Genomic DNA, 22,479 nt, shown 5'->3' on the forward strand with positions numbered 1-22,479 from the left:
TCTGCTCGTATCCCATTGCCTGGTCCCTTGCAACGCCGATCTCGATCCGGTAGCGTGCCGCTGGCGTGGCATCGTCAAATGGCCAGTCCGTCGCTATCGCGGTGCTCCTCGGCTGTGCCAGCCACGTTGCGATCCACGTTGGATACGTCGGCGTGTCGAGCGCCAGAGAGCCGACGCCCGGATATCCGGAGGCGGTCATTCAATGGGGCGTGCAGCGCGGAGAGACCTGCGACGACATCGCGGCGGTCGTCTACGGCTCGCCCAAGCACGCAGCGCTGATCCAGCGGTACAACCGCGTCGCGTGCGGCCCGGGCACGACGCTCGCCGAGGGGCTCACGCTGGTCCTCCCGGCCGAGGTGACGTCGATCCCCGACGCGAAGATCCGGTCGATGCGCCCGGACGTGCGCGCGCGCCCGTCCGGCGGCGCCTGGTCGCCCGCGGCGCCGGGGATGCCCCTCCTCACGAACTCGAGCGTCAACACGCTGGATGAGGGGCGGGCAGATATCGAGTTTGTGGATCGGACTCGGGTGCTCCTCGCGCCGAATACGCTCGTCGTCATCTACGGCACGGCGAGCCGAGCGCGGGTGTCGAAGACGCCGCCCGCGGCCGTCGAGCTCGCGGACGGCGAGGTGAAGGCCGCGCTGGCCGCGCTGCGGGGCCAGTCGGTCGAGGTCGAGACGAGCGGGGGCGGCCGCGTGAGCGCGGCGTCGCGGGACACGGTGGTGCAGCGGCGCGGGGAGCGGACGACGGTCGCTGTGTTCGACGGCAAGGCGGGCGTCACCTCGGGCGGCCTCTCCGTCGTTGTCCCGAAGGACCACGGCACCCGGTTCGTGGGCAAGTCGCCGCCCGCGCGCCCGCGCCCGCTGCCGCCGCCGCCCGAGTGGGCGACCGCGGACGCCGCGCGGATCGCGCTCGCCCCGGAGGGGCTCGGCCTCCTGTCGGCGTCGTGGAAGCCGGCGCCGGGCGCGGCCGGCTACCGGGTCGAGGTCGCGCGAGACGCGGAGTTCAACGACCTCATCGCCCGCGAGGAGGTGAAGCCGGACATCGTGTCGTTCCGCGCGGAGAAGATGCCGGCCGGCGCTTATTTCCTCCGGGTCCGGGTCATCGATCGCGAGGAGTACCTGGGGGTGGGCGCGGTGCGCACGTTTCACCTCGTCGCCGCGCGGGCCGCCGGGGGCGTCGTGCCGGCGGCGCAGGAGATCACCGCGAACCCGTACGGGATCGTGGAGCTCACGCCGTCTGCCGCGCTCGAGCTCTCGCTCGACGACGGCCCGTTCGGCCCCGTCCCCGAGCGCATCGATCTGCTCCAGCGCGCCCCGCGCGCGCTCCGGCTGCGCGAGCGGGGCAGCGCCGCGCCCGAGGCGGTGACGTCGCTCCCGGTCCGGTACACGAAGGTGGGCGCCGCGATCCGGGCCGCGGGTGCGGCGACGCCGAGCGGGCTGGCGATCCAGGCCCGGGTCGAGCTGGAAGGGCTCGCCGGGGTCGACGTGGCGCGGCGTGTGGCGCCGCGGCTCTTCGCCCACCTGCCGGGGGGGGTGCGCGCGGTCGAGCTCGCCGGCGTCGAGGGCGGCGGCGCCCTGACGGCGCGGATCCCGCTGCCCCGGGAGGCGGTGCGCCCCGGCGAGCCGCTGCGCGTCCGGCTCGACGTCGCCGACAGCCGCGGCGGCGTGCTGGGCACGAGCGACGCCGAGCTGCCCGCCGCGCCGGCGGCGCACGCAGCGGCGTCGCGGCCTGCGCCCCCGGCCGCGCCCGTGCTGGGCGCGTACCTCCCGCTCCTCCCGATGTCCGGCGTGGCCGACGTGCTCTGGCTCGCGCCGACGCCGCCCTCGGTCGCCGCCGTGGGCGCGGCCGCGACGCGCTCCGGGGGCGGCTGGGTCGCCGCGGGGCAGGTGCGCGCGAGCGGCGCGGTCGGCCCGCTGGGCCTCGACGTCGCGCTCCGATCGAACCCGGCCGGCGATGGCGTGGGCGTGGGCAGCACCGGTTGGTTCGGCGCGCGCCTGCGCGCCCTGCGGCTCGGGCGCTCGGAGCTCGAGCTCGGCCCCACGCTCCGCCTGGGCGTGCCCATGGCCGACGGGAGCCCGCCCGTCCGCGTCGAGCCCGGGGTCGCGCTCGGCGGCGCCGTGGGCCGGCTCACGTGGGTGGTCGATACCGGGGCCCGCATCCGGCTCTCGGGCGATGGCGCGGGCAGCGGCGACGGGGCCGCGGGGGGCGACGGCGCGGGCAGCGGCGCGGCGGGCGGCGGTGAGCCGGCCACGCCGGCGGTGCAGGGCTTCCTGCTGGCGGGGGCGACGGCGGACCCGGTGCCGTGGCTCCGGCTGCACGGCGCGCTGGATCTGCACCTCGTCCACCGGGAGAGCAGGGCCGACGAGGTGCTCGGCGCGCTGTCGGCGGGCGCGGAGGCGGGCGGCGCGCTCTTCGGGGCGCTGTCGGTGCGGGTGAGCCCGTGGCGCGACGCGGGCGAAGGGCAGGTGACGGCGCAGGTCGCGCTGGGCTTCCGCGAGGCGCCGCCGTGAGCGCGGGCGACGACGAGGGCCGGCCGCCGGGCGGGGACCCCGATCGCACCGTGATGAAGGGCGAGCGGGCGCGCGATCGACACGCACACGCACCCGCGCCCGCTGCTCGCGTGCCCGCCGACCGCTTCGTGGCCGCGGAGACGATGCCCTCGGATGAGCCTGGCGCCGGCTCGTCGCAGCGGACGGGCGTCGGGCGCGTCCTTGGCGGGAAATACAACCTCGTGCGGCTGCTCGGCGCGGGCGGGATGGGGGAGGTCTACGAGGCAGAGCACGTGCTCCTCGGCGTTCCGGTCGCGGTGAAGACGATGCACCCGCACATCGCGATCCTGCCGGAGAGCCGGCGGAGGTTCTTTCGCGAGGCGCGCGCCGCGTCGCGGCTCGTGCACCGGAACGTCGTCAAGGTGCTCGACCTCGGGGGCGACGAGGAAGGCGGCGAGGGGCTGATCTACCTCGTGATGGAGCTGCTCAAGGGCCAGTCGCTCGGCGCGCGGCTCCGGGCGTCGCGCGAGCTCCTGCCGCTCGCGGAGGTGGCGGCCCTCTTCGCGGACATCCTCGACGGCGTGGGCGCCGCGCACGCGTGCGGCGTCGTCCACCGCGACCTCAAGCCGGAGAACGTGCTGCTCACCGAGCAGGACGGGGAGCGCGTCGCCAAGGTCGTCGACTTCGGCCTGGCGCACCTCGACGACCCGCTCGACGCAGGGCCGACGCTCACCTCGAAGGACATGGTCGCGGGCACGCCGGAGTACATGAGCCCCGAGCAGTGCCGCTCGCTCGCGGTGGGCCCGAGCACCGACCTGTACGCGTGCGGCTGCATTCTCACGGCGCTGTTGCAGGGAACGCCGCCGTTCGTCGGTCTCCCCGCGGTGGAGCTCATGGCGATGCACATGTTCTCGATCCCGCCGCCGCTCCTCCGGCCGCCGGGGGCTCCGCCGGTCCCGCCGCTCCTGGAGCGGCTCCGGCTGGATCTCCTGGCGAAGCTGCCGGAGAAGCGCCCGGAGAGCGCCGCGGCGGCGCGATCGCGGCTCGACGAGGCGATGTCGCGGGAGGCCGAGGCTCGGCGGCTGCCCGCGCGCAAGGCGGACGCGCCGCTCGGCGACCGGACGGAGCGCGCGCAGGCCTGGCCGGACGGCGAGACCGCGCAGCTCGCGCCCGTGCCGGAGCGCGCCGTCGCGCTGCTCCGGCTCGCGCCGGCGGGCCAGGGGCTCAGCGAGGCGTGCGAGATCGGGCTCGACGCGCAGGGGATCCACCTCGCCGAGGTGCCGGACGCCGCCGCGCTTGTCGAGGCGGGGCTCGGCGTGGCGGTGATCGACGCCGGCGCCGACGTGGACGCCGCGTGTGCGCTGCTCGAGGAGCTCGGCCGCGCGGCGCCCGTCGTGCGCGCCGTCGTGTGCGCGGCGGGGCTCTCCTCGGACCGGATGAACGCGCTCGTCGCGGCGGGCGCCGCGGACGTGGCGCGTTATCCGGTCGCGCCGGACGCGCTGTCTCGCAAGATCGCGCGGGTCGTGCGCCGGGGGCGCTAGGTTCCGGGGTCAGAAATCCCGCCAGAAAAACCGGTGGATGACGAGCGGTCGCCGGAAATAGTAGCGATTTTGATAGCTTCCGCTTGTTTCGCCGCCGAGGGCGGCTCCGGTGTGGCCCAACGGGGCGCCCTCCGCCGCCGCGTCGTCAAAGGCGTCGCGTTCACTCCACAGTCTGCGGCGGCAGCGCCAGCGGCCCGTCTACGCGGACTGGAGCTAGATCGTGCCACCCATGTCGGGGTCGAGCATGGCGGTGCCCTCTACCGATATGCAGGACCGGCTCCTGAATCCGAAAACCCTCTACTAGGACGATCCGTGGAAGACGCCGCGGGGTGGCGGGGCCGGAGGGCTCGCGACGGGACGGGATTGGTGGGCGCGGAACCGTGACGGTTTCCGCTCGGCCGCCGCGAGCCGAGGTGGGATCACGGCGACCCAGACGGGAGCCGCAAGGTCGCCTTCCCATCCTCGTAGGTGGTCCAGCTGAGCAGCCGTCCTTCGGCGGTCATCTGGTACTGCTCGATCCGTCGCGAGCCGCGCGCGCCGATAAGCCAGACGGTACCATCGTGGTGGTCGTCCTCGTCGCCGTAATCAAAACGGATGGAATCTGGGGCGGCGCTCCACGAGCCCGTAGGAGGGATGCTCGACGCCTCATCGGCGGACACGGGAACCACCCTCGCCCCCACGCGGTGGACGCTCACGCGGGGCGATCCGACCACGTGGGCAGCCGACTCCAGGATCGCCGCGACGTGCTCGAGCGAGGGGGCGAACACGAGATCCGCACGCGCCTCGTACACCTCCGGCTGCAGGTAGTGGCGCAGGAGCACGCCGCCAGAAGCGAAGTAGGCCTGATACGCGTCGGTCGCTTCGGACACGACGGTGAGACCGAGCGACGCCGCGAGGGCGTCGCCCGTTGCGGGGCGGACCTTGACCCGGTATGCGCGATGCGCTTCCGCGGCCGAGAGCAACGCGCGCTGCTCGATGAACTTCTCAATCGAGGCGCTCTTGACGTTAGGCTGGGTGATCACCTCTCCCGCCTCGTTCATGAACAGGCCGCAGACCCCCTCGCTGCCGATCGGCACCATCGTGCCATCGAGGTCAAGCGGATCGTTCTCGTCGCGCATCGGTTCGTCATAGGTGATCCCGAGCGTGTCCTCGCCCCACGACAGCCCGCCGTAGAGGTGCTCGAAGTCGATAGCCGCAGCGAACAGCGGTCGATGGCACTCGGCCAGTCGGCGGGCGACGCTCTCGGGATCGCGCCCGCTGTCGTCGCGCTCCGCGGAGAGGAGGAATTGCTGAGCGCGAGGGGAAAACAGGTGCAGGGGCAGGGAAGGTTGCATAGGTGGCCTGTCAGCGGAACACGGGCACGTTCTGGACTGTGAACATTGGGGCGATTTGGGGCATGGCCTGCGCGGCGGCCTGCGGCGTCGTGACCTGGTTCGACAATCCCATGTTGTTCAGGGTCGGACCGCAGAAGTCGCACGGTGCCTTGTAGCTCCCCGAGGTCGGGCCGCCCTTGTTCATGGGTACAACGGCGACGACCCCCTGTTGGACCCGGCTCAACATCGTCGCATTGCCGGGGTTCGGCTGCTTCGCGAGCCAATTGCGATAATCGGTGAGCGCTGCCGGCTCCGCGCATTTCCCTCGCTGATCAGGGCTCGCCGTCGAGCCCTGGGGCAGCTGGCCCGCGGGGGGAATGTGGTTCGAGATGTCCGGGTGAACGTTCTGCGGGCTGCCGCCAGAGTTGCGCCTCCACGCGTACAGGTTGCTGCCGTTGGCGTCCTGCCCCACGAGCCGCTCGGGGGGCCCGTTCTTGGTTATCATGACACACTGACAGGGAACGAGGCCGTGCGGGTCCGTCATCGTGTTGGGATCTCGCACATAGCGGTACACGTTGTGTCCGCCGCGCAGCGAGATGGGGTCGTGCGACAGGTACCGGCCCGTGTCTGGATCGTAATAGCGAAAATGATTGTAGTGGAGGCCCGTCTCCTCGTCCTCGTACTGACCCGCGAAGCGAACAGCTGTGCGTACCTTGGAACCGGGGGCGGGCACCGTCCTGCCCAGCGCGGATCGCGAGAGCTCACCCACGACGGCGCCGCGAGCGTCCACGAGGTGGGTCGGCGCTCCGTTCGGATCGTTCACGTAGTGCACCCACTCGCCAGCGGCCACGCCGCGGGCGTCCCAGCGCACATCGCGGTGAGCGAGCACGACGGGGCCATCTCCCGCTACCCAGTACCTCCGATCGTCGACGACTGGGTTGCCCAGATCGTCGGCCGAGCGCTTGATTTCCTGTATGACCGCCGCGCCATCCCACAGGAACCTGGTGGTCGAGCGGCACGCGCCCCTCGCTCCCGGCGGCGGTGCCTCGAACACACGCTTCTCGAGGCGACGGCCGAGGGGGTCATAAAGGAACTGCACCACCACTCCATCCGGACAGGTGACGCTGCTCAGACGGCCGGCGGGGTTCCAGGTATATCGATAGGCCCGCTTCGCGCCGTCATCGCCGACGACGGACCTCTCGATCAGCTGACCTACGTCGTCGTACTGGTAGTGTGTCCTGCCGTGCTCGACGAGGCGGTTGCCTCGCTCGAAAACCGAGTTCGAGCTCCCGGCGCGGACGATGTTGCCCGTGGCATCGTACGCGTAACGATCCTCTCGGCCTCCCTCGCGAGCGGCGCAGAGGAGCTGTCCGAGCGCATCCACCTCGTACCGGGTCTGCCCGTGGCGCAGATCCCAGTCCGCCCCCATGTGGCCATCGAGCGCGTAGTGGTGGACTCGGCGCACGGAGAGCCCACCATCCCGCGAGCCGACCCACTCCGGGTGGCCTGGCCCGACGGCGGGGGTCGTGAAGGGGCTACGCGCTCGCCGCTCTGCGAGGCGGCCCATCGTGTCAAACACGCTCTCCAGCCGTCCCCCTCCGGGTAAAACCCGCTCTACCTCGCGCCCGTAAACGTCCGAGCGGCTCTCGACCTCGTGTGCCTCACCCAGGCGGTAGCGGCGCACAAAGGCATTTGGCCCTTCCGTCATCGCGATCGCGTGACCGAGCGATGTCATCGTTACGTGCGCGTGACCTTCTCGCCCGCGCGCGACCGTGAGCGGCTCTCCGCGCACCAGCTGCGTTTCGCGCAGGATCCTCCCCGCGGCGTCCCTCTGAAACTGAACCTCCACGTCCGCGCCGACGGCCCGAACGAGATCTCCGCACTCATCGTACTCGAGCGCTTCTGTCGTACCGTCGGCGTAGCGCCGCTCAACGACCATGCCGGAGGCATCGCGGACGAACTCCATGATCTCCCCCGTCCCGCCGATGACGGCGACGAGCCGCCCCGCGAGATCGCGGCGATACCTCCTCCGCACGCCATCGAAGGTTACCTCCGCGACGAGCCGGCCGCTCGCGTCGTGCTCGTAGTGGTGCGTCTCTCCCTTCGGATTGACGAGCGCCACCGCGAGCCCGTCGAGATCGTAGAGCATGCGCGTGACTCCGCCTGCCTCATCCACGATCTCACAGAGTTTGTTGTACCCTCCCCACCGGCACGAGCGGACGCGCCCGCTGGGCCAAGTGACCTGCGTCATCTTGGCTTCACCATCGTAGGCGTATTGCGTCACACCGCCCAGCTCGTCGTAGGTCGCGACATGATCGCCCCGGCCTGAATAGGCGAAGCGGACGACCGCGCCGAGCGGATCGATCACCGACGTCCTGCGCCCCAGCGCGTCGTAGCCGAACCGGGTGACTGCGCCGCTCGACTCGAAGACCGCAGTCATGTTGCCGTGCGCGTCGTAGTCGAAGCGCGTGGAGTGTCCGTGTGAATTGATGATCTCCTTAATAAGTCCACGCTCGTCGTAACGGTACGACGTCGTCGCGCCCGTGGGGTCCACGACGAACTCAGGGTTGCCCCGCTGATCCCGCTCGATCCGCGTGATGCCGCCCGCAGGATCAACGATCTCGACAGGCAGGCCGTAAGCGCCGCGCACGATGCAGGTGCTGCGCGCCTTCGGATCCGTGAGCCGCGTGAGCCGACCGCGGGCATCCACCTCGTAAACCGTCGTTCCTCCGAGCTCGTCCCTACGGCTGGTCAGGTGACCGGCGGCGTTGTACGTGCAACTGATCACGCCTGGCCCTTCTACGCGTTTGTCGAGTAGGCCGTGCTCATTACCGAAGAACCGTCGAACGCGCGCCGAGTCTGCGACCTCGCTGTACCCGTCGTCGAGGTACTCCATCTTGCAATGACTGATGCCCTTGACCCGTGTCCGGCCGTCCGCCAGCATCCGCGGCAGGCCCTCCGCCAGGCTCAGATCGCGCTGGCCGGGGTACTCGCCCCATGACTCGATACAGCGCCGGTGCCCGTCATACACGAAATAAAACGTCAGGCCGGCGCGATCCGTGTCCTTCGTGAGCAAGTGATCTTCGTCGTATTCGTAATGTGAGGAGAAGCCGTCCGCATCCCTGCATTCCACGAGGTTCCCGTACCCGTCATACCGATATGTCGCGAAGGTGAGCCATGCGCCTCCGGACACGGCGTTCTTCGTCTCGATCGAGGCGATGCGCCCTTCAGGGGTCGTGCGGACATGCAGGCTCCGCCCGGCGCTATCGATGATCGACGCGATCTTGCCCTGTTGATATGTGATCGTGATTCGATTTTTTGTTCCGGTCCTCGATCGCGCTGAGGCGATATCGGAGACCGGGCTCGTCGCGCTCGGAGAAAGTGCGGTACACGTCGTCATTTGCATCGACCACGAACCCCCAGGCCTCTCGGCGGAGCGCCCAGCCAAAGGGGCCTACGACCTCGTCTCCCGGCCGGATCATGGGGAACTCGACGGGCATGCCTTGTTCGTTCCAAACGACGAGGCTCCGCCGGCGCACTTCGACCTCCCAGCCGATGGTGTGACCCCAGCCGAAGCCAAGGCCCGTGTCCCGCGCCGCCATGGTCGTGGAGTACATTCGCCGGAAGAGAAGCGGCAGGGGCCCTGGCAGATGCACGTCCACGGTCGGGTAGGTGAACGCCCGTCCGGTGACAACGTCGACTGGATGCGATGCGTACCCGCATTCGGGGTGCTTTTCGTAGTCCGGGGCGCCCTTTCCGCCGCCGCCGGCGCCCTTGCCCCCATTGCCGCCGCCGGCTCCCTGATCGCCGCCCTTCCCGCCACCGCCCTTCCCCCCGCTTCCTCCGCCGCCCGCGCCGCCGCCCATGACGAACACGCCGGGGTTCATTCCTGGAATGGCAGGGATATTCGGTACAGGAGCCGTGCGCGCCATGGCGGAATGATCTCAGCGAGGGCTCCAGGAGGCAAGGATCTCAGCCCAGCCGGCGAGCCCCGGGGACCCGGAGAGCTGGCGCCGATGGCCCCGTCACTGCGGGCCGCCACGGTTGCCTCGCTCGCCGGCCCCCTCGGCCGCGCCGTCGCCCTTGGGCGCGAGGAGAGCGGCCGATGACGTCTGGGAGCTGTACTACGGCCGGTTCTGCTCGCGCAGGTCGCCCTCAAGAACAAGGAGCTGAAGCTGGCCAGGGCGCGGTGACCTGCACGAACTCACGCCGGATCGTGAGAAGAGGCTCGTGTGTACCGCGACCACGGGGAGCGGTTCGCGGGCGGATCTCGCCACCCGGCCTGCTCGAGAGCGTTCCGCATGGCGCGCGGCATGCCATCGCGCTGGGCAACAGCATCGAGGACGAGGCCGCCTCCGCGAGCACGGGCAACGCGCGGGCGGCGCCGGCCACACCTGCTGGGGCGGCATGATGGTGATGTGCGGCAGGTTGACGTGCCGCAGGAGGCCGACCGTGAAGGCGATGGTGCTCGCCAGGTCGTCCGCCGTGAGCCACGTGATCTGTTGCCTTAGCTTGGCGATCCACGCCTTGGCGGCCTCGTCGGTCATGTGGCTCGGGAGCTCCGCGTCGAGGCTGGGCAGACGTGCCACGAACCTAGGATTCGCAATCCCTGGATAGACGAGCGCGAACAGTGCATCTTTCGATGCGTGCCCGGGGCGCGCGCTCGAGCTGCTTCCTATGCGCTCCGGGCACGTAAAAGCAGCGCACCCACGACTATGAACGCCACGGAGAGACGTCGCTGTTCGCTGCGCGCGACCTCGAGACCGGCAAAGTGATCGGCGCCTGCCACCGCCGCCCTCGGATCAGCCCGTCCGACCGGTGACTGCTTATCGGCTGCGACCACTGCACGCGGGCGATCTCAGCAGAGCCCGTGGGCGATGGCGAGCGGTAAGGCTCCGGTAGCGAGCCGACGCGAGCGGCGACCTCCACGTTCGTCCAAGCTTGCTCACCGCTTCGGTGCCACCGGCAGCCCGAGCAGGCGACCGATCGCCTCGTGAACGACCCGGGCCGCCACCTCATCCCCAAGGGAGACGGCGCGGCTCAGGGTGCTGGCGAGCGAGGCGACCACCGCGGCCCGACGCGACGGTTCGGTCACGGCGAGCTCCCCAGGCCCGAGGCTTGACGCTTGGGCCCGGGTTGGGCCCACGCCTTCCGACGGGCTGCGATCCGTCGTCACGCCCTCCCCCAATCCCCGGGGATGCGACGGATCGCGACGGTTCGCCCCCGCGAAATCGTCCCGCCAGAGAAACCGGTCGATAGCGAGTGGTCGCTGGAAACAGCAGCGATTTTCGTAGTTTCCGCCTGCTTCGCCGCCGAGGGCGGCTCCGGTGTGGCCCAACGCGGCGTCCTCTTCCGCCGCATCGCCCGCCGATAAGGGCCCGCGGCATCACCGATCGGGGTCGGCGTGACAGCGGGCTGACGGCGGCCGAATTCGCCGGCGAGCTCGGCATCAACCCACGCACGCTGATGTACTGGAAGTGGCTGCTGGCGCGCGACGACAAGGCCTCTGCGCCTGCGCTCGAGCGCAGACAGTCGCCGAAGCGGGCGCGCGCGTCGAAGCAGGCCCAGCTGGCTGCCGCGGTGCCGGTGGCTGGGGATCGCGCCGGCTTGATCGAGATCCAGTCCGCGCCAGCGGACGCGCGGTTCGAGCTGGAGCTCGGCCGGGGCCGCTGTCTCCGAGTGCCAGCGTCATTCGATGCCGACGGCCTGCGGCGCCTGCTCGACGTTCTGGAGGCCTCATGATCGCGGCTGGCGTTCGCATCTTCGTGTGCACCGAGCCGCTCGACATGCGCCAGGGCTTCGATCGCCTGGCACACGCCGTCAAGCTCAAGCTCGGAGAGGATCCGCAGAGCGGCTCCTTGGTCATGGAATCGACCTTATCGGATCTGAACGCTAGGGTCTGGATGCGGCCGAAGGCCGCTGGCCGCCTGTTTCCTCGAGTCGCCCGCCGCCCTCGACTGGCGCGAGCACGGCGCCGGCCTGTGCCTCGAGGAGGCGTTCTACCGCTTCTGCGAGTACGTCGGCCTGGGCAACCCGGCGGTGCGGCAGGACGAGCGGCTCACCGCCCGGCTGCGCGCCCTCGCGCTCTGTCCCGAGCCGGCCTTCGTGGTGCCCGCCGAGGTGCGCCGCGCGCCGCGCGGCTGGTTCGCCATTCGCCGGCGACCCGCCGATCCTGTACGCCGCGCTCGCCGGCCGCGCCATCCGCGGCGCGATCACCCCGAACGTCGCCGCGGTGCTGCGCGGCGAGGAGGCTCCCGACGACGCGCTGCCCCGCTCACTCGGCGACGATCGCGACGGAGGCCGGGAGCGCCCCGATCTCCGCCGTGACCACGCCGTCCTCGTACGAGAAGGGCACCACGCGATCTTCCTCGAAGTCGATCGACGCGACAGTGACCTGCGTCGGGCTCGCGTCCATGGGGAAGCTCACCGTCAGCCCCTCTTGCTCCACCACGCCTGCGCTGTACTCGTGGTTGATCACGTGGAGCACCGTGCGGCCGTCCGCGAGCCGCACGAGGTTGTGGCTCATCTTCTTCTCGCCCGCGCACGCCTCGGGCTGCTCGGCGGACGCGCACTCCTCGAAGGAGAGGGTCGCAGGCCCTGGGAGGTCGGTCGCTCCGTGGTACAGCTCCTCGTGGGACTTGTAGAAGTCGCGGAAGCGCGCGAAGAACTCCATCATCTCGAGCGCGGTCGCCGTGTTCTCGTCCGTTGTCGTGTGCAGCGGTAGGGCGAAGTACAGGCCGTTCGCGTAGGCCTCGGCGGCGAAGACGCGGAAGTAGTCCTTCCGCTCCTCCAGCGAGAGCCCGTAGTAGCGGTTCATCATGTCATTGGGCCAGTCCAGGAACAGCATCAGGGGGACCTCCTTGCCGCCGACGAGCTCTTGAACGCGCTTCGAGCGCGCCTTGAGCCCCCGCAGGGCTGTCTGGAACGACACGGTCCCGTCGAGGTGTCCCTCCACGACAGGCACCCAGTTCATGCCGCGCGGGCCATCGCCGTCGATGTTCCAGTCGTACAGGCCCACGCTCTGCAGGTCGACGAACGGCACGATGCCGTTCGACGAGATGAAGATCTCGCGGCCGTGCTGCTCGCGCGCATAGCGGCGAAGCTCGAGCACCACCTCCTGCCAGTAGACGAGCGCCGGATAGACCTCGACGAAGGTCCCGAGCTGCGGGTCTGGACGGTTTCCCACGGTCCGACCCCACTCCTCGACGAGCAGCTTGTTCCCGCTGTCGAAGGGCTTCGCCGTGGCGTTCACGCGCTGGAGGTAGCCGCGAAAATCGAAGCCTCTCCCGGCGGTCTCGGGCGCTCCTGCGCAGTCGAGCCCGTCCTCCGGGAGGAGATCGAACCCCTGCTGCCAGCCGTCCGGACGGCCGCCGTGCTTGCGACAGAGGTAGTTGCCGAAGTCCGCGACATGGTGGTCGTCGAACCCCTCGTTGCCGTCGTACTCCGCGCCCCCGTAACCGCCGTTGATCTCGTCGAAGTTCAGCCCGTCGACGCCGAGGTCGATCTGGAGCTTGCCGATCTCGATGAGCCGCGCCCGGTAGCTCGGGGACGCCATGCTCGACCGGTGGGCGCCTGGCACGATCTGGTCGTGGGCGACGAGCTCGCCCGCGGCGTTGCGCGTGGTCTGCTCCTGGAACTGCTCCTCGCTGTCGACCTCGTCTTCGAAAACGATGGATGCGGTGCTGCCCGCGACAAAGCGGGTGCCGCGCTCGTGGCAGCTCGCCAGGTACTCGGCGTCATAGTCGTCGGCCTGGATCCCGGTATCGCGCCAGCGCTGCCACGCTCTCGGCACCATGTCCGGGGCGAGCTCGATCACCTGGGGATCCGCCTCGTTCACCTCGACCTGGCTGAACGCGAACACCGTCAGCTCCGACGTGTCGAACGTGCCGAACACCTCGGGGTGGATATCGGGCATGACCGGCGTGATCTCGCCTCCACCCCCCGTTCCCCCCGCGCCGGTCGCCGTGGTTGCGCCCTCGCCTCCCGCGCTCCCGCTGGACGAGGCCATGCCGCCGGTTCCTCCGGCCCCCCCGGGGTCCGGATCCGAGCTGCACGCGCTCTCGGCCAGGGCGCCGGCCATGACCATGCACCTCAGCAGCCCGGACCAGCCTGATCTCCCGATGCGGGCCGCGCGGCCCTGGTACCTGTGCGCCGGAGCCCCTCGACGCCCGGCGCCGCCCGCGATCCCGTCTTTGCGATGAGTTGCCATGCGCACAGAAGGAGTTCGCGCCATCCGCCATGTCAAGGCTGCCCCGCCCCGCAGCACGAAGCTGTCACAGTGGGAGCTTCTCATACAATAACGTCAAATTCCAGCGCCACCGCTCGCGCTTCATGGTTGAAATTCGCGTGCAAAGAACGTCGCTCCGCCGACTGGCGGCCTTCATCGCCACCAGCATCCTCGGCACCGCGCTCTCCTCTTCCCACGGCCCCGCACTCACGATTTGCTCTTGATGGGGACGATCATGCCCATTCGACCTTCATTGTCGCGCACCATTGTTCTTGGTCTGCTCGCTGCCGCCTGCAGCTCGAGCGGGCCGGCTCTGGAGGGCCCCGGCGGCGTCCGCCCGGGAGATCTCCTCGTGGTGAACGACGCCGCGACCCTGCCGGCGTCGCTTCACGGCGTGGTCGGCGGGCGCGACGGCGAGCCGATCGAGAACCCCAACGGGCCGCCGAAGGGACTTTCGTCACTGGTGAAGTCCTCGTCGGAGATGCAGGAGGTCGCGCTGCGCAAGCAAGAGCTCTTGCGCCGTCTGCGCAAGGTCAGGGGCTTCGAGAACGTCGTCGACGTGCGCTTCTCCGTGAACGGCTGACGCCGTACCCTGCGCGCATGGATCCCGGGATCGCCGACGTCTCCGACACCGCGCTGTGGATCGCCGCCTACCGCGCGCGCGAGACCGAGCGCGCCGGCGCGCTCTTCCAGGACCCGCTCGCCGGCCGGCTCGCCGGCGACCGCGGGCGCGAGCTCGCGCGGAAGATGACGGGCGCCGAGCAGTTCGAGTGGATGACGGTAGTGCGCACCGTCGTGATCGACCGCTACCTGCAGGAGGCGATCGCGCGCGAGGTGGACACCGTCGTGAACCTCGGCGCGGGCCTCGACACGCGCCCGTACCGGATGACGCTGCCGGCGTCGCTCTCGTGGGTCGAGGTCGACATGCCGAAGATCGTCGCGCTGAAGGAGGACCGCCTCGCGGGCGAGACGCCGCGCTGCCGCCTCGCGCGCATCGCCGCCGACCTGTCCGTCGACGACGCGCGGCGCGCGGCGCTCGCGGAGTGCGTCGCCCGGGCGCGGCGCGCGATCGTCCTCACCGAGGGCGTGTTGACGTACCTGCCGCTCGAGGACGTCGCGAAGCTCGCCGACGACGTCCACGCGCAGGCCGCGATCGAGTCGTGGATCGTCGACTTCAGCGCGCCGTTCCTGAACCGCGCCGTGCGCGCGCGCGGCGTGAAGTTCAAGAACGCGCCGATGCGCGACGGCGCGCGGGACCCCGCCGCGTTCTACGCGGCCCACGGCTGGCGCTGGACCGAGCCCCGCCACCTCGTCGTCGAGGGCGAGAACATCGGGCGCCAGGTCCCGTGGCCGATCTGGTTCCGCCCGATCCAGGCGCTGCTGCCGCGCCGCGCGCAAGAGGCCTTGCGCACGATGCTCGGCTACGCGCTGCTCGTGCGCGCCTGAAACCTCAGCGCCTGCACACGTTCATCGTCGTCGCGCCCAACGTCTGCGGGAGGCAGTGCGGCGCCGCCGCCGTGCAGTCGCCGTCGTTCCGGCACAGCCACGTGCAGTTGCGGGGCAGCGTCGCGTCGCTGCACGAGCCGCCCTGGCAGATCACGTTCGCCGTCTTGCACTCCGCCGCCGAGCCGCCGTCGGACAGGAGCTCGCCGGCCTCCTTCGTGCCGCGGTCGCCGTCGCACAGGAACTCGTACCGGCCGGCGTCGGAGGCGGCCTCGTCGAAGCGGAACGTGCACGAGCGCCCGGTGCCGCACTCCTGCTGGTACGTGCACGAGAGCGCACCCGCGCGCGTCGCTGCGTGCAAGGTGAAGCCATCGAGCCGAGCTCGTTCCACACGAGCTCGGTGCCATCTTCGTGATAAGCCCCGTCGAGCAAGACCACGTGCAGATGCGGAGTGAGCCGCACGTCGCCGGACGTGCGTTGCACGACGGTCACCGCGCCGCTCTTGACCGCGCCGCACGCGCCTCGGCGCGCGGCGCGCTCTTCGTAGAACCGCTCCACGCTCTCGACGAAGATGCGGGTCAGCACGCCGAACACACTTCCTCGCCTTGCGATCCGGCGTCATCGACCAACGCTCCGACGACTACGCTTCGCTCATGGAACGCGAGCGGAGACGAGCATCGACTGCCCGTCACACGACGTTACCCACGCCACGCGCTTGCCATCCGCGGAGCAGGCCGCAAGCTCTGCCGCGCCCGACCAGACGCGTAGCGGGCGCCAGTCGGGCAGCGTGCGCATCTCGATCTGCCGCGTGGTGTCGCGGAGCACCAGCGCGCGGTTCGCTGCCTGACAGGTCAGCACCATCGACGCAGGTCCATTCCCCGCGTCGTCCACCCGACGTGCTGGCCCGGGCCCCACGATCTGGATCTCGCTCTTCCCCAGCTCGGCCGTCCTGCTCCGACCGCCGTCCCGCGCGGTGCCGCGCAGAAGCACCGCGCTCCACGCGGTGACGGGGACACTCGACCTCTCCGGCGCCGTCAGCGCTCCCGAAACCAGGTCTTGGAACAAGGTGCCGGGAGCGTGAACGGGACACCAGCTCGCCTGGCGCTCGGACAGCCCGCAGAAGTTCATGGGGCCGAGGGCCGGCGCAGCGGCGGAGATGCGGCGCCAGCGCCGCGTCTTCACTTCGTAGACGGACAGCTCGAGGTTGTCGTCGGACTCGTGACGGACAGCCAGCCACGCTCCGCTCGGTGACATCTGGATCTGCCCAGCGCTGGTGGCCTCGATCGGATCGGAAAACGTGCCCGAGGCGACATGCCCGATCCAATAGCGACGGTCCTCGCCGACGAGAAACGTCTCGCCATGATCGACGAAGCGAGAACCTGCCGGAAACCTGAGCGAGCGGCGTTCCTCGAGCGACGTCGCGGCGTAGAACACGAGGCGACCGCTCTCCGTCACACGAATCGTCGCGCCGTCAGGCTCGAAGCTTACGCCCATCACAGGCGGGGTTGGCCGCGTCACGCTGCCCTCGGGCAGCTCGACACACCCCGAACGCGCGACCTCGGCTTCCTTGGACGCAGCCGGACCCGAGCTGGTCGCGGCCGCCCGGCTGCTCGCCTGCGCGGGAGCGCCTTCTATTCCCTGGCAACGGCAGGACGACACGCACACCGAGGCCGCGACGCACAGCACGGCTCCAACGCGCGACACGCATGCCCCGCACAGGTTTCGCCTCTCCATCGGTCGATGGCGAAGCGTAGCCCACATCGAACCATCCCCGCCAGCGCGTCCACTCCATGCCGGCAACCTGGAAAGCGATCTGGGGATCGAGCCGAAGTTCCACCAGTTCGTCGGCTCCAAGGCGCCCTGGTACACAATCACGGACGCTCTGCCGCAGTTCGAGGAATGCTGACGTGGCCGATCGGGAGACCGTGAGCTCCCGCGGGCACACGCCCAACATCCAATAGGGCCCGTCGGAGGTCGACCGCAGGACGATCGCCGCGCTCGCCTCGACGCCCGCAGAGCCGTGTCGCTACTTCAGGTTCTGCGTGATCTGGTTCGCCGTGTCCGAGATCTTCTTCAGCAGGTTGCTGAGCGTCGACATCATTTTGGACAGGCGGTCCATCGCCATCTGGAGCCGCAGGGACTCCATCTCCCCCATCTCGCTCATCGCGTCGAGATCGGCCTTCACCTGATCGAGCGACGCGTCGATCTTCTTGACGACCGCATGGGCCGCCTCCGCGTCCTCGGCGAGCTTCGTCATCTCGGCCGCGAACGCCTTCTTCTGCGCCGGGGTCAGCCCCTCGGGCGCCGCCGTCGCGGCCAGGGCGCGCATCGCGTCCCGAGCCTTCTCCAGCTTCTGCTTCGCTGCGAGGACCGACGCCTTCGTCGCCTTCGACTTCGGCTTCGGCTGAACCTCGCCGTCCGCGCAGGCGTCGGTCACGAGCTGCGGCGAGAAGGCGAGGCCCAGGAAGGCTGCGACGACGATGGCGCTTGTCCGCATAGCGCTCATCCTACCCTCGGGGGGCTGGAAAAGCAAACGGACCGGCGGATGGCAGGAAGACTCGAGTTCCTCGAGACTCGGACGATCCATCGTGCGTATCCACGCTCTGGCGGTCACCAGCGGTCACGCACGAGCTCCACATCGCGCCAGGTGTCGGCGGCGACCACTGGCTCTGCCACTCGGACTTTATGGCATTCACCGTGTAGGAGCTGCTCGAGTTGCCGGCGGTGGTGTACGTCCGCGCCGACAGGGCGAACCGATAGTCGGTGGTAGCGCCGACTCCACTGATCCCGAACACGGTCGGCGTCTGGATCAAGTTGTAACACGAGCTGTTCCCCGCGTTCCAGGTGCCCCAGATCGACGATGAGCCGAGGTACGTGGTCGTCCCATTGGAGTTCTTCCTCCAGACGTACGCCATCATGCGCTGCTTCTGACACGCGGCTGCGGTGGTCGGCGTGACCGCGTGGCAGAAGTTGTGCGCTCCGTGGGGGATGGTTCCCTCCTAGTCGAAGGCATCGATCAGATAGGCCCTGGTGCACCCCGCCGGATCGTAGCTGCCGGGCGTCGTGAACGAGCCGGGCTCCCCCGTCGTCGTCCGGTGCGCGGCGATCGTGTTGCATTGCTCCGTGGAGCGCAACGCCTCCGCTTCGGAGTCGAAGATGAGCTCGTCGTCCGACTCCACATCGTTCTCGAGCGGCGCTCCGCAGCCCAGCGCGAACACACAGGCATCAGATGCCGGATCTCAGCGCGAAGAAGTGTAGCGCAGCAAGCCGAAAGGGTGGGACCGCGAGCGTCGTGATGGCTCGGTCCTGGGTCGAAAGAGCGTGGTCCGGGCGGCGCCGAGCGCGCTACGGGGCGCATCGGCGTGCCGTGGGCAGACGTGTCCGTCCGGGCGTTGGTCTGGCCCGGGAGGCGTGTCGCGAGACGCTATACGGCGTCACCGGGCGCCTTGCGGCGCAGAACGGTGCTGCCTCCGGGGCGCTTCGGCACGCAACCGCGCAACCGCAGCGCGCGGGCGATCCCAGTAGAGCCTGCGGGCACTGGCGAGCGGCAAGGCTCCGGCAGCGAGTCGACGCGAGCGGCGAGCTCGACGTTCGGCCCAAGCTTGCTCACCCCTCCGGTGCCACCGGCAGCCCGAGCAGCCGACCGATCGTCTCGTGAACGACCCGGGCCGCCACCTCGTCCCCGAGGGCGACGGCGCGGCTCAGGGTGCTGGCGAGCGAGGCGACCACGGCCGCCCGAGGCGACAGATCGGTCACGGCGAGCTCCCCAGGCCTGAGGCTTGACGCTTGGGCCCGGGTTGGGCCCACGCCTTCCGAGCGGCTGCGATCCGTCGTCACGCACTCCCTAATTGCCCGGGGATGCGACGGATCGCGACGGTTCGCCCCCGCGGAATCGTCCCGCCAGGATTCCGCCGCGGTGGCGAACCGTCGCGGTTCGTTACTTCTTGCGGGATTTCGGGGGGGAGCGACGACCGATCGCAGACCCTCGGACGGCATGGACCCAACCCCGGCCCAACCGAGGGGACTCGGGTCCGGAGAGCTCGCGACGGTCGATCCATCGCCTCGAGCCGCCGTGGTTGCGTCGCTCGCCGGCACCCTAAGCCGTGCCGTCGCCCTCGGCGATGAGGAGGCAGCCCGGGTCGTGCACGAGGCGCTCGGTCAGCTGCTCGGGCTGCCGGTGGCACCGGCGGGGTGTGGACAGCTCCGCTAGCCGACTCTGCTGCACCCGGATGATCTCCTCCTGCAACGCTGCGCGCTCGCGCTCTGCGTTCTCGCGCGCCGACATATCGAGCGTGAGCCGGGGGCTCGGCGAGCGCCTCCGCCGCCGCGGCAGCGAGCGTCGCGGCCGCCGGCCCCCGGCCCGCCGCTCCGCCATGGCGCCGCCACATGCCCTCGGAGCGTCCGACAGGATCTCCGACACGCGCACGCGTGGGTCAAGCGCTCGGAGTCCGCGCGGGCAAGAGTCGACGCTCACCTGAGCACGCCCACCAAGCGCCCAACCAAGTCTGGGTGACGGACGTGACGTACATCCCCACCGGCGAGTGCTGGTGTTTCATCATCTCAAGAAGAGATGATAGGCCGCATTCTTCGTCTCTTCGATGAATGGATAACCGAGGTCGGTGAGAAAACGGTCGAACTCGTCGTATTCCGGCTCCGGGACCTGCAAGGCGGCGAGGACTCGCCCGAACGCGGCGCCGTGGTTGCGGTAGTGGAACAGGCTGATGTTCCAGCGCCCGCCGATGTGCGTGAGGAACTGCATCAGCGCCCCGGGGCGCTCCGGGAACTCGAAACGTAGGAGCCGCTCGTTCGCTGTCGGGGCGCGCCCGCCGACCATGTAGCGCACGTGCAACTTGGCCATCTCGTCCATGCTGAGGTCGATGACCGGCAGCCTGGCGTCGTGGAGGCGCTCCAGAATTTCGTCGCGCTGCTTGCGCCCGTGGGACAGGCCCACGCCGACGAAGATCTGCGCCTCGTCCACACGCCCAAAACGATAATTGAACTCCGTGATGGTCGCGCGCCCGAGAAGCTGGCAGAACTCGCGGAACGCGCCCGGTCGCTCCGGAATGGTGACCGCGAACAGCGCCTCGCGCTGTTCGCCGAGCTCTGCCCGCTCGACCACGTGCCGCAGGCGGTCGAAGTTCATGTTCGCACCGCTGAGGATCGCCACCAGCGTCTTTCCGCCCAGGCCCTCGCGTTCGACGTACGCTTTGAGGCCCGCGACCGCCAGCGCGCCTGACGGCTCGGCGATCGAGCGCGTGTCGTCGAAGATATCCTTGATGGCGGCACAGATGGCGTCGGTGTCCACCACGATCACGTCATCCACGCACCGCTGGGCGATGCGAAACGGCTCCTCGCCCACCTGACGGACCGCCACGCCGTCGGCGAACAGCCCGACCTGACTCAGCCGTACGCGCTCGCCCGCGTCGAGCGCCGCGCGCAGACACGCGGCGTCGTCCGGCTCCACGCCGATGAGCTTGATCTCGGGGTACAGATGCTTGATATACGCGCCGATACCGGCGATCAGCCCGCCGCCGCCCACGGGCACGAAGATGGCGTCCAGCGACCCGCGATGCTGGCGCATGATCTCCAGGGCGATGGTGCCCTGACCCGCGATCACGTCCGGGTCGTCGTACGGGTGCACGAAGGTCAGCCCCTCGCTCGCTTCGAGCGTCTTGGCATGGGCGTAGGCTTCATCGTAAGAATCCCCGATCAGCTCGATCTCCGCGCCGAGCGCGCGCACGGCGTCGACCTTGATCCGGGGAGTCGTGGTCGGCATCACAATGCAGGCGCGGATGCCGAGCCGCTGGGCGGCGAGGGCCACCCCCTGCGCGTGGTTGCCCGCCGAGGCGGCGATCACGCCGCGCGCCTTCTCGGCCGCGCTCAGCGAGGAGATCTTGTTGTAAGCGCCGCGCAGCTTGAAGGAGAAGACGGGCTGCGGGTCCTCGCGCTTGATCAGCACGCGGTTGCCCAGGCGCGCGGAGAGCCGCGGCGCATCCTCCAGGGGGCTTTCCTGGGCCACGTCGTAGACGCGGGCGCGCAGGATTCGCTCGAGATAACCGCTTGGTGCCATTTGGGCGGCGAAAGCTACGGTCCTCGGCGCGTATCGTCAACTCGTTCGTGGAACACCCCTCAGGGCATCTCTCCGGCGACCGCGCGCTCTGCTCATTCGGGCGCTACGACCTCGAGGCCGTGGATGTCGGCCCTTGATCCACCTCGCGCGTCCTGCGGCCGAGCCGCGCCCGCGCGCGTCACACGAGGATGCCCCTCCTCCGACCATCCAGCAGCGCTCTATTGATTCCTGGCTCTCGCCTCGATAACAGAGATACGAGCATGAGGAAGCGATCTGCGCGGTGGTCCTGGGTGGCGCTGTGCCTGCCGGGCGTCGGGTGCACGACGGTCGTCGGGCTGGACAAGCCCTACCATCCAGTAGAGGAGCACGGCGGCAGCGGCAGCGGTGGCGGTGGCGGCGGCGCCGACGGCGGCGGCGGCCGTGGTGGTGGTGGCGGCAGCGTGGAAACCGGCAGTCGCTGCGTCGGGCTGCCTGCGACGTGCGGGCCGGCGGAAGACGAGAGCTGCTGCGCGAGCGAGCTGGTGACCGGCGGCACGTTCAACCGGAGCAACGACCCGGCTTTCCCGGCCACCGTGAGCGACTTCCTGCTGGATCGGTTCGAGGTCACGCTGGGGCGGTTCCGCGCGTTCGTGGACGCGTATCCCGGGAGCCGGCCAGCCGTGGACGCGGGCGCTCACCCGAGGATCGCGGGCAGCGGGTGGTACGCGACGTGGGACGAACATCTGCCGGCGGACAGAGCGAAGCTCCTGGAAGGGCTGCTCTGCGATTCGGAGGGCACGGCGTGGGTGTGGACGGATGAGCCCGGCGCGAACGAGCGCCTGGCGATGAACTGCGTGAGCTGGCACCTGGCGTTTGCGTTCTGCGCGTGGGACGGCGGCCGGCTGCCGACAGACGCGGAGCTGGGCTACGCGGCGGCCGGCGGCGCCGAGCAGCGTCCATATCCGTGGTCCGCCTCGCCGGACGATGTGGCCATCGATCCGGACCACGCCGTGTATGCCTGCAATGGTAGCGATGCGGCGGGGTGCGTGATCGAGGACGTCCTTCCGGTCGGATCGAGGTCACCGCAGGGAGACGGGCTGTTCAAGCAAGCGGATCTGGCGGGGGGCGTGTGGGAGTGGGCGCTGGACTGGCACGCGGATTATACGCCCGACTGCGTGGACTGCTCCGTCACGACGGGCGGGACGGAGCGGGTGATGCGCGGCGGCGGCTGGCGCAGCGTCCCGGAGGCGCTGCTCCTCTCCACCCGCGACCATCGGGTTCCGACGAACCGCGCAGCCGGCATCGGGGTCCGGTGCGCGCGGGATCCGTGAGCGACGTCTTCTACCGTCACGGGTACGACACCACCGCGCCCTGGCACCGCCCGGCCGGCAGCTCCGCACGCCTCCGGCGTGGC

The 22,479-nt window shown here is 70.0% G+C and carries 18 protein-coding genes and 1 pseudogene; 6 read left to right on the plus strand and 13 right to left on the minus strand.

The genetic code is table 11. The features are described 5' to 3' along the window. Positions 1-152 precede the first annotated feature (152 nt). Positions 153-2,513, plus strand: coding sequence for a FecR domain-containing protein (locus WME90_RS08130; RefSeq protein WP_437280513.1), 2,361 nt, complete (start codon positions 153-155; stop codon positions 2,511-2,513). Beyond that, on the plus strand, positions 2,510-4,033 hold the full coding sequence (locus WME90_RS08135; protein ID WP_437280514.1) for a serine/threonine-protein kinase: 1,524 nt from the start codon (positions 2,510-2,512) through the stop codon (positions 4,031-4,033). The genes WME90_RS08130 and WME90_RS08135 overlap by 4 nt, the downstream gene beginning before the upstream one ends. A gap of 419 nt (positions 4,034-4,452) precedes the next feature. Here the strand turns inward: WME90_RS08135 and WME90_RS08140 are convergent, their stop codons facing one another. The 4 genes from WME90_RS08140 to WME90_RS08155 all read right to left on the minus strand — a co-directional run bounded on the left by WME90_RS08140 (position 4,453) and on the right by WME90_RS08155 (position 10,441). After that, positions 4,453-5,367: a hypothetical protein gene (locus WME90_RS08140; RefSeq protein ID WP_437280515.1), complete on the minus strand. Its 915-nt coding sequence runs from the start codon at positions 5,365-5,367 to the stop codon at positions 4,453-4,455. A gap of 10 nt (positions 5,368-5,377) precedes the next feature. After that, positions 5,378-8,290, minus strand: a complete 2,913-nt coding sequence (locus WME90_RS08145) for an RHS repeat-associated core domain-containing protein (protein WP_437283577.1) — start codon at positions 8,288-8,290, stop codon at positions 5,378-5,380. 319 nt (positions 8,291-8,609) lie between these two features. Beyond that, positions 8,610-9,233, minus strand: coding sequence for a DUF6531 domain-containing protein (locus tag WME90_RS08150; protein ID WP_437280516.1), 624 nt, complete (start codon positions 9,231-9,233; stop codon positions 8,610-8,612). A 1,058-nt stretch (positions 9,234-10,291) separates the two neighbouring features. Next, positions 10,292-10,441 (minus strand): hypothetical protein, encoded by a 150-nt coding sequence (locus tag WME90_RS08155; protein ID WP_437280517.1) that lies wholly within the window; start codon positions 10,439-10,441, stop codon positions 10,292-10,294. Positions 10,442-10,608: 167 nt separating this feature from the next. On the opposite strand from WME90_RS08155, the gene WME90_RS08160 reads away from it, so the two are divergent. After that, a complete protein-coding gene (locus WME90_RS08160) occupies positions 10,609-11,088 on the plus strand; it encodes a hypothetical protein (protein WP_437280518.1) in 480 nt (159 codons plus the stop codon). 532 nt (positions 11,089-11,620) lie between these two features. Here WME90_RS08160 and WME90_RS08165 read toward each other — a convergent pair. Then, on the minus strand, positions 11,621-13,426 hold the full coding sequence (locus WME90_RS08165; RefSeq protein ID WP_437280519.1) for a hypothetical protein: 1,806 nt from the start codon (positions 13,424-13,426) through the stop codon (positions 11,621-11,623). Between the two features lie 382 nt (positions 13,427-13,808). Here WME90_RS08165 and WME90_RS08170 point away from each other — a divergent pair, with 382 nt between their 5' ends. Both WME90_RS08170 and WME90_RS08175 read left to right on the plus strand, forming a co-directional pair. Then, positions 13,809-14,156, plus strand: a complete 348-nt coding sequence (locus WME90_RS08170) for a hypothetical protein (protein WP_437280520.1) — start codon at positions 13,809-13,811, stop codon at positions 14,154-14,156. A 17-nt stretch (positions 14,157-14,173) separates the two neighbouring features. Further along, entirely contained in the window at positions 14,174-15,019 is an 846-nt protein-coding gene (locus WME90_RS08175; RefSeq protein WP_437280521.1) for a class I SAM-dependent methyltransferase, read from the plus strand. Positions 15,020-15,023: 4 nt separating this feature from the next. Here WME90_RS08175 and WME90_RS08180 read toward each other — a convergent pair whose 3' ends face one another. The 8 genes and pseudogenes from WME90_RS08180 to ilvA form a co-directional block, all read right to left on the minus strand. Continuing rightward, positions 15,024-15,407, minus strand: a complete 384-nt coding sequence (locus WME90_RS08180; protein WP_437280522.1) for a hypothetical protein — start codon at positions 15,405-15,407, stop codon at positions 15,024-15,026. A 260-nt stretch (positions 15,408-15,667) separates the two neighbouring features. Then, positions 15,668-16,870: a hypothetical protein gene (locus WME90_RS08185; protein WP_437280523.1), complete on the minus strand. Its 1,203-nt coding sequence runs from the start codon at positions 16,868-16,870 to the stop codon at positions 15,668-15,670. A 172-nt stretch (positions 16,871-17,042) separates the two neighbouring features. Then, positions 17,043-17,513 (minus strand): hypothetical protein, encoded by a 471-nt coding sequence (locus WME90_RS08190; protein WP_437280524.1) that lies wholly within the window; start codon positions 17,511-17,513, stop codon positions 17,043-17,045. Positions 17,514-17,523: 10 nt separating this feature from the next. Beyond that, positions 17,524-17,934, minus strand: a complete 411-nt coding sequence (locus tag WME90_RS08195; RefSeq protein ID WP_437280525.1) for a hypothetical protein — start codon at positions 17,932-17,934, stop codon at positions 17,524-17,526. A gap of 81 nt (positions 17,935-18,015) precedes the next feature. Next, a complete protein-coding gene (locus tag WME90_RS08200) occupies positions 18,016-18,234 on the minus strand; it encodes a hypothetical protein (protein WP_437280526.1) in 219 nt (72 codons plus the stop codon). Between the two features lie 388 nt (positions 18,235-18,622). After that, on the minus strand, positions 18,623-18,772 hold the full coding sequence (locus tag WME90_RS08205) for a hypothetical protein (RefSeq protein WP_437280527.1): 150 nt from the start codon (positions 18,770-18,772) through the stop codon (positions 18,623-18,625). 340 nt (positions 18,773-19,112) lie between these two features. Next, complete coding sequence (locus WME90_RS08210; protein ID WP_437280528.1) at positions 19,113-19,391, minus strand: hypothetical protein; 279 nt, start codon at positions 19,389-19,391, stop codon at positions 19,113-19,115. A 180-nt stretch (positions 19,392-19,571) separates the two neighbouring features. After that, a pseudogene (gene ilvA / locus WME90_RS08215) lies at positions 19,572-21,089 on the minus strand (threonine ammonia-lyase, biosynthetic); the annotation flags it as partial. A gap of 257 nt (positions 21,090-21,346) precedes the next feature. On the opposite strand from ilvA, the gene WME90_RS08220 reads away from it, so the two are divergent. Beyond that, a complete protein-coding gene (locus WME90_RS08220; protein ID WP_437280529.1) occupies positions 21,347-22,396 on the plus strand; it encodes a formylglycine-generating enzyme family protein in 1,050 nt (349 codons plus the stop codon). Positions 22,397-22,479: the final 83 nt, after the last annotated feature.

Origin of the sequence: Sorangium sp. So ce375 (genome assembly GCF_051473855.1) — a bacterium.
In the GTDB taxonomy this organism is placed as follows: domain Bacteria; phylum Myxococcota_A; class Polyangia; order Polyangiales; family Polyangiaceae; genus Sorangium.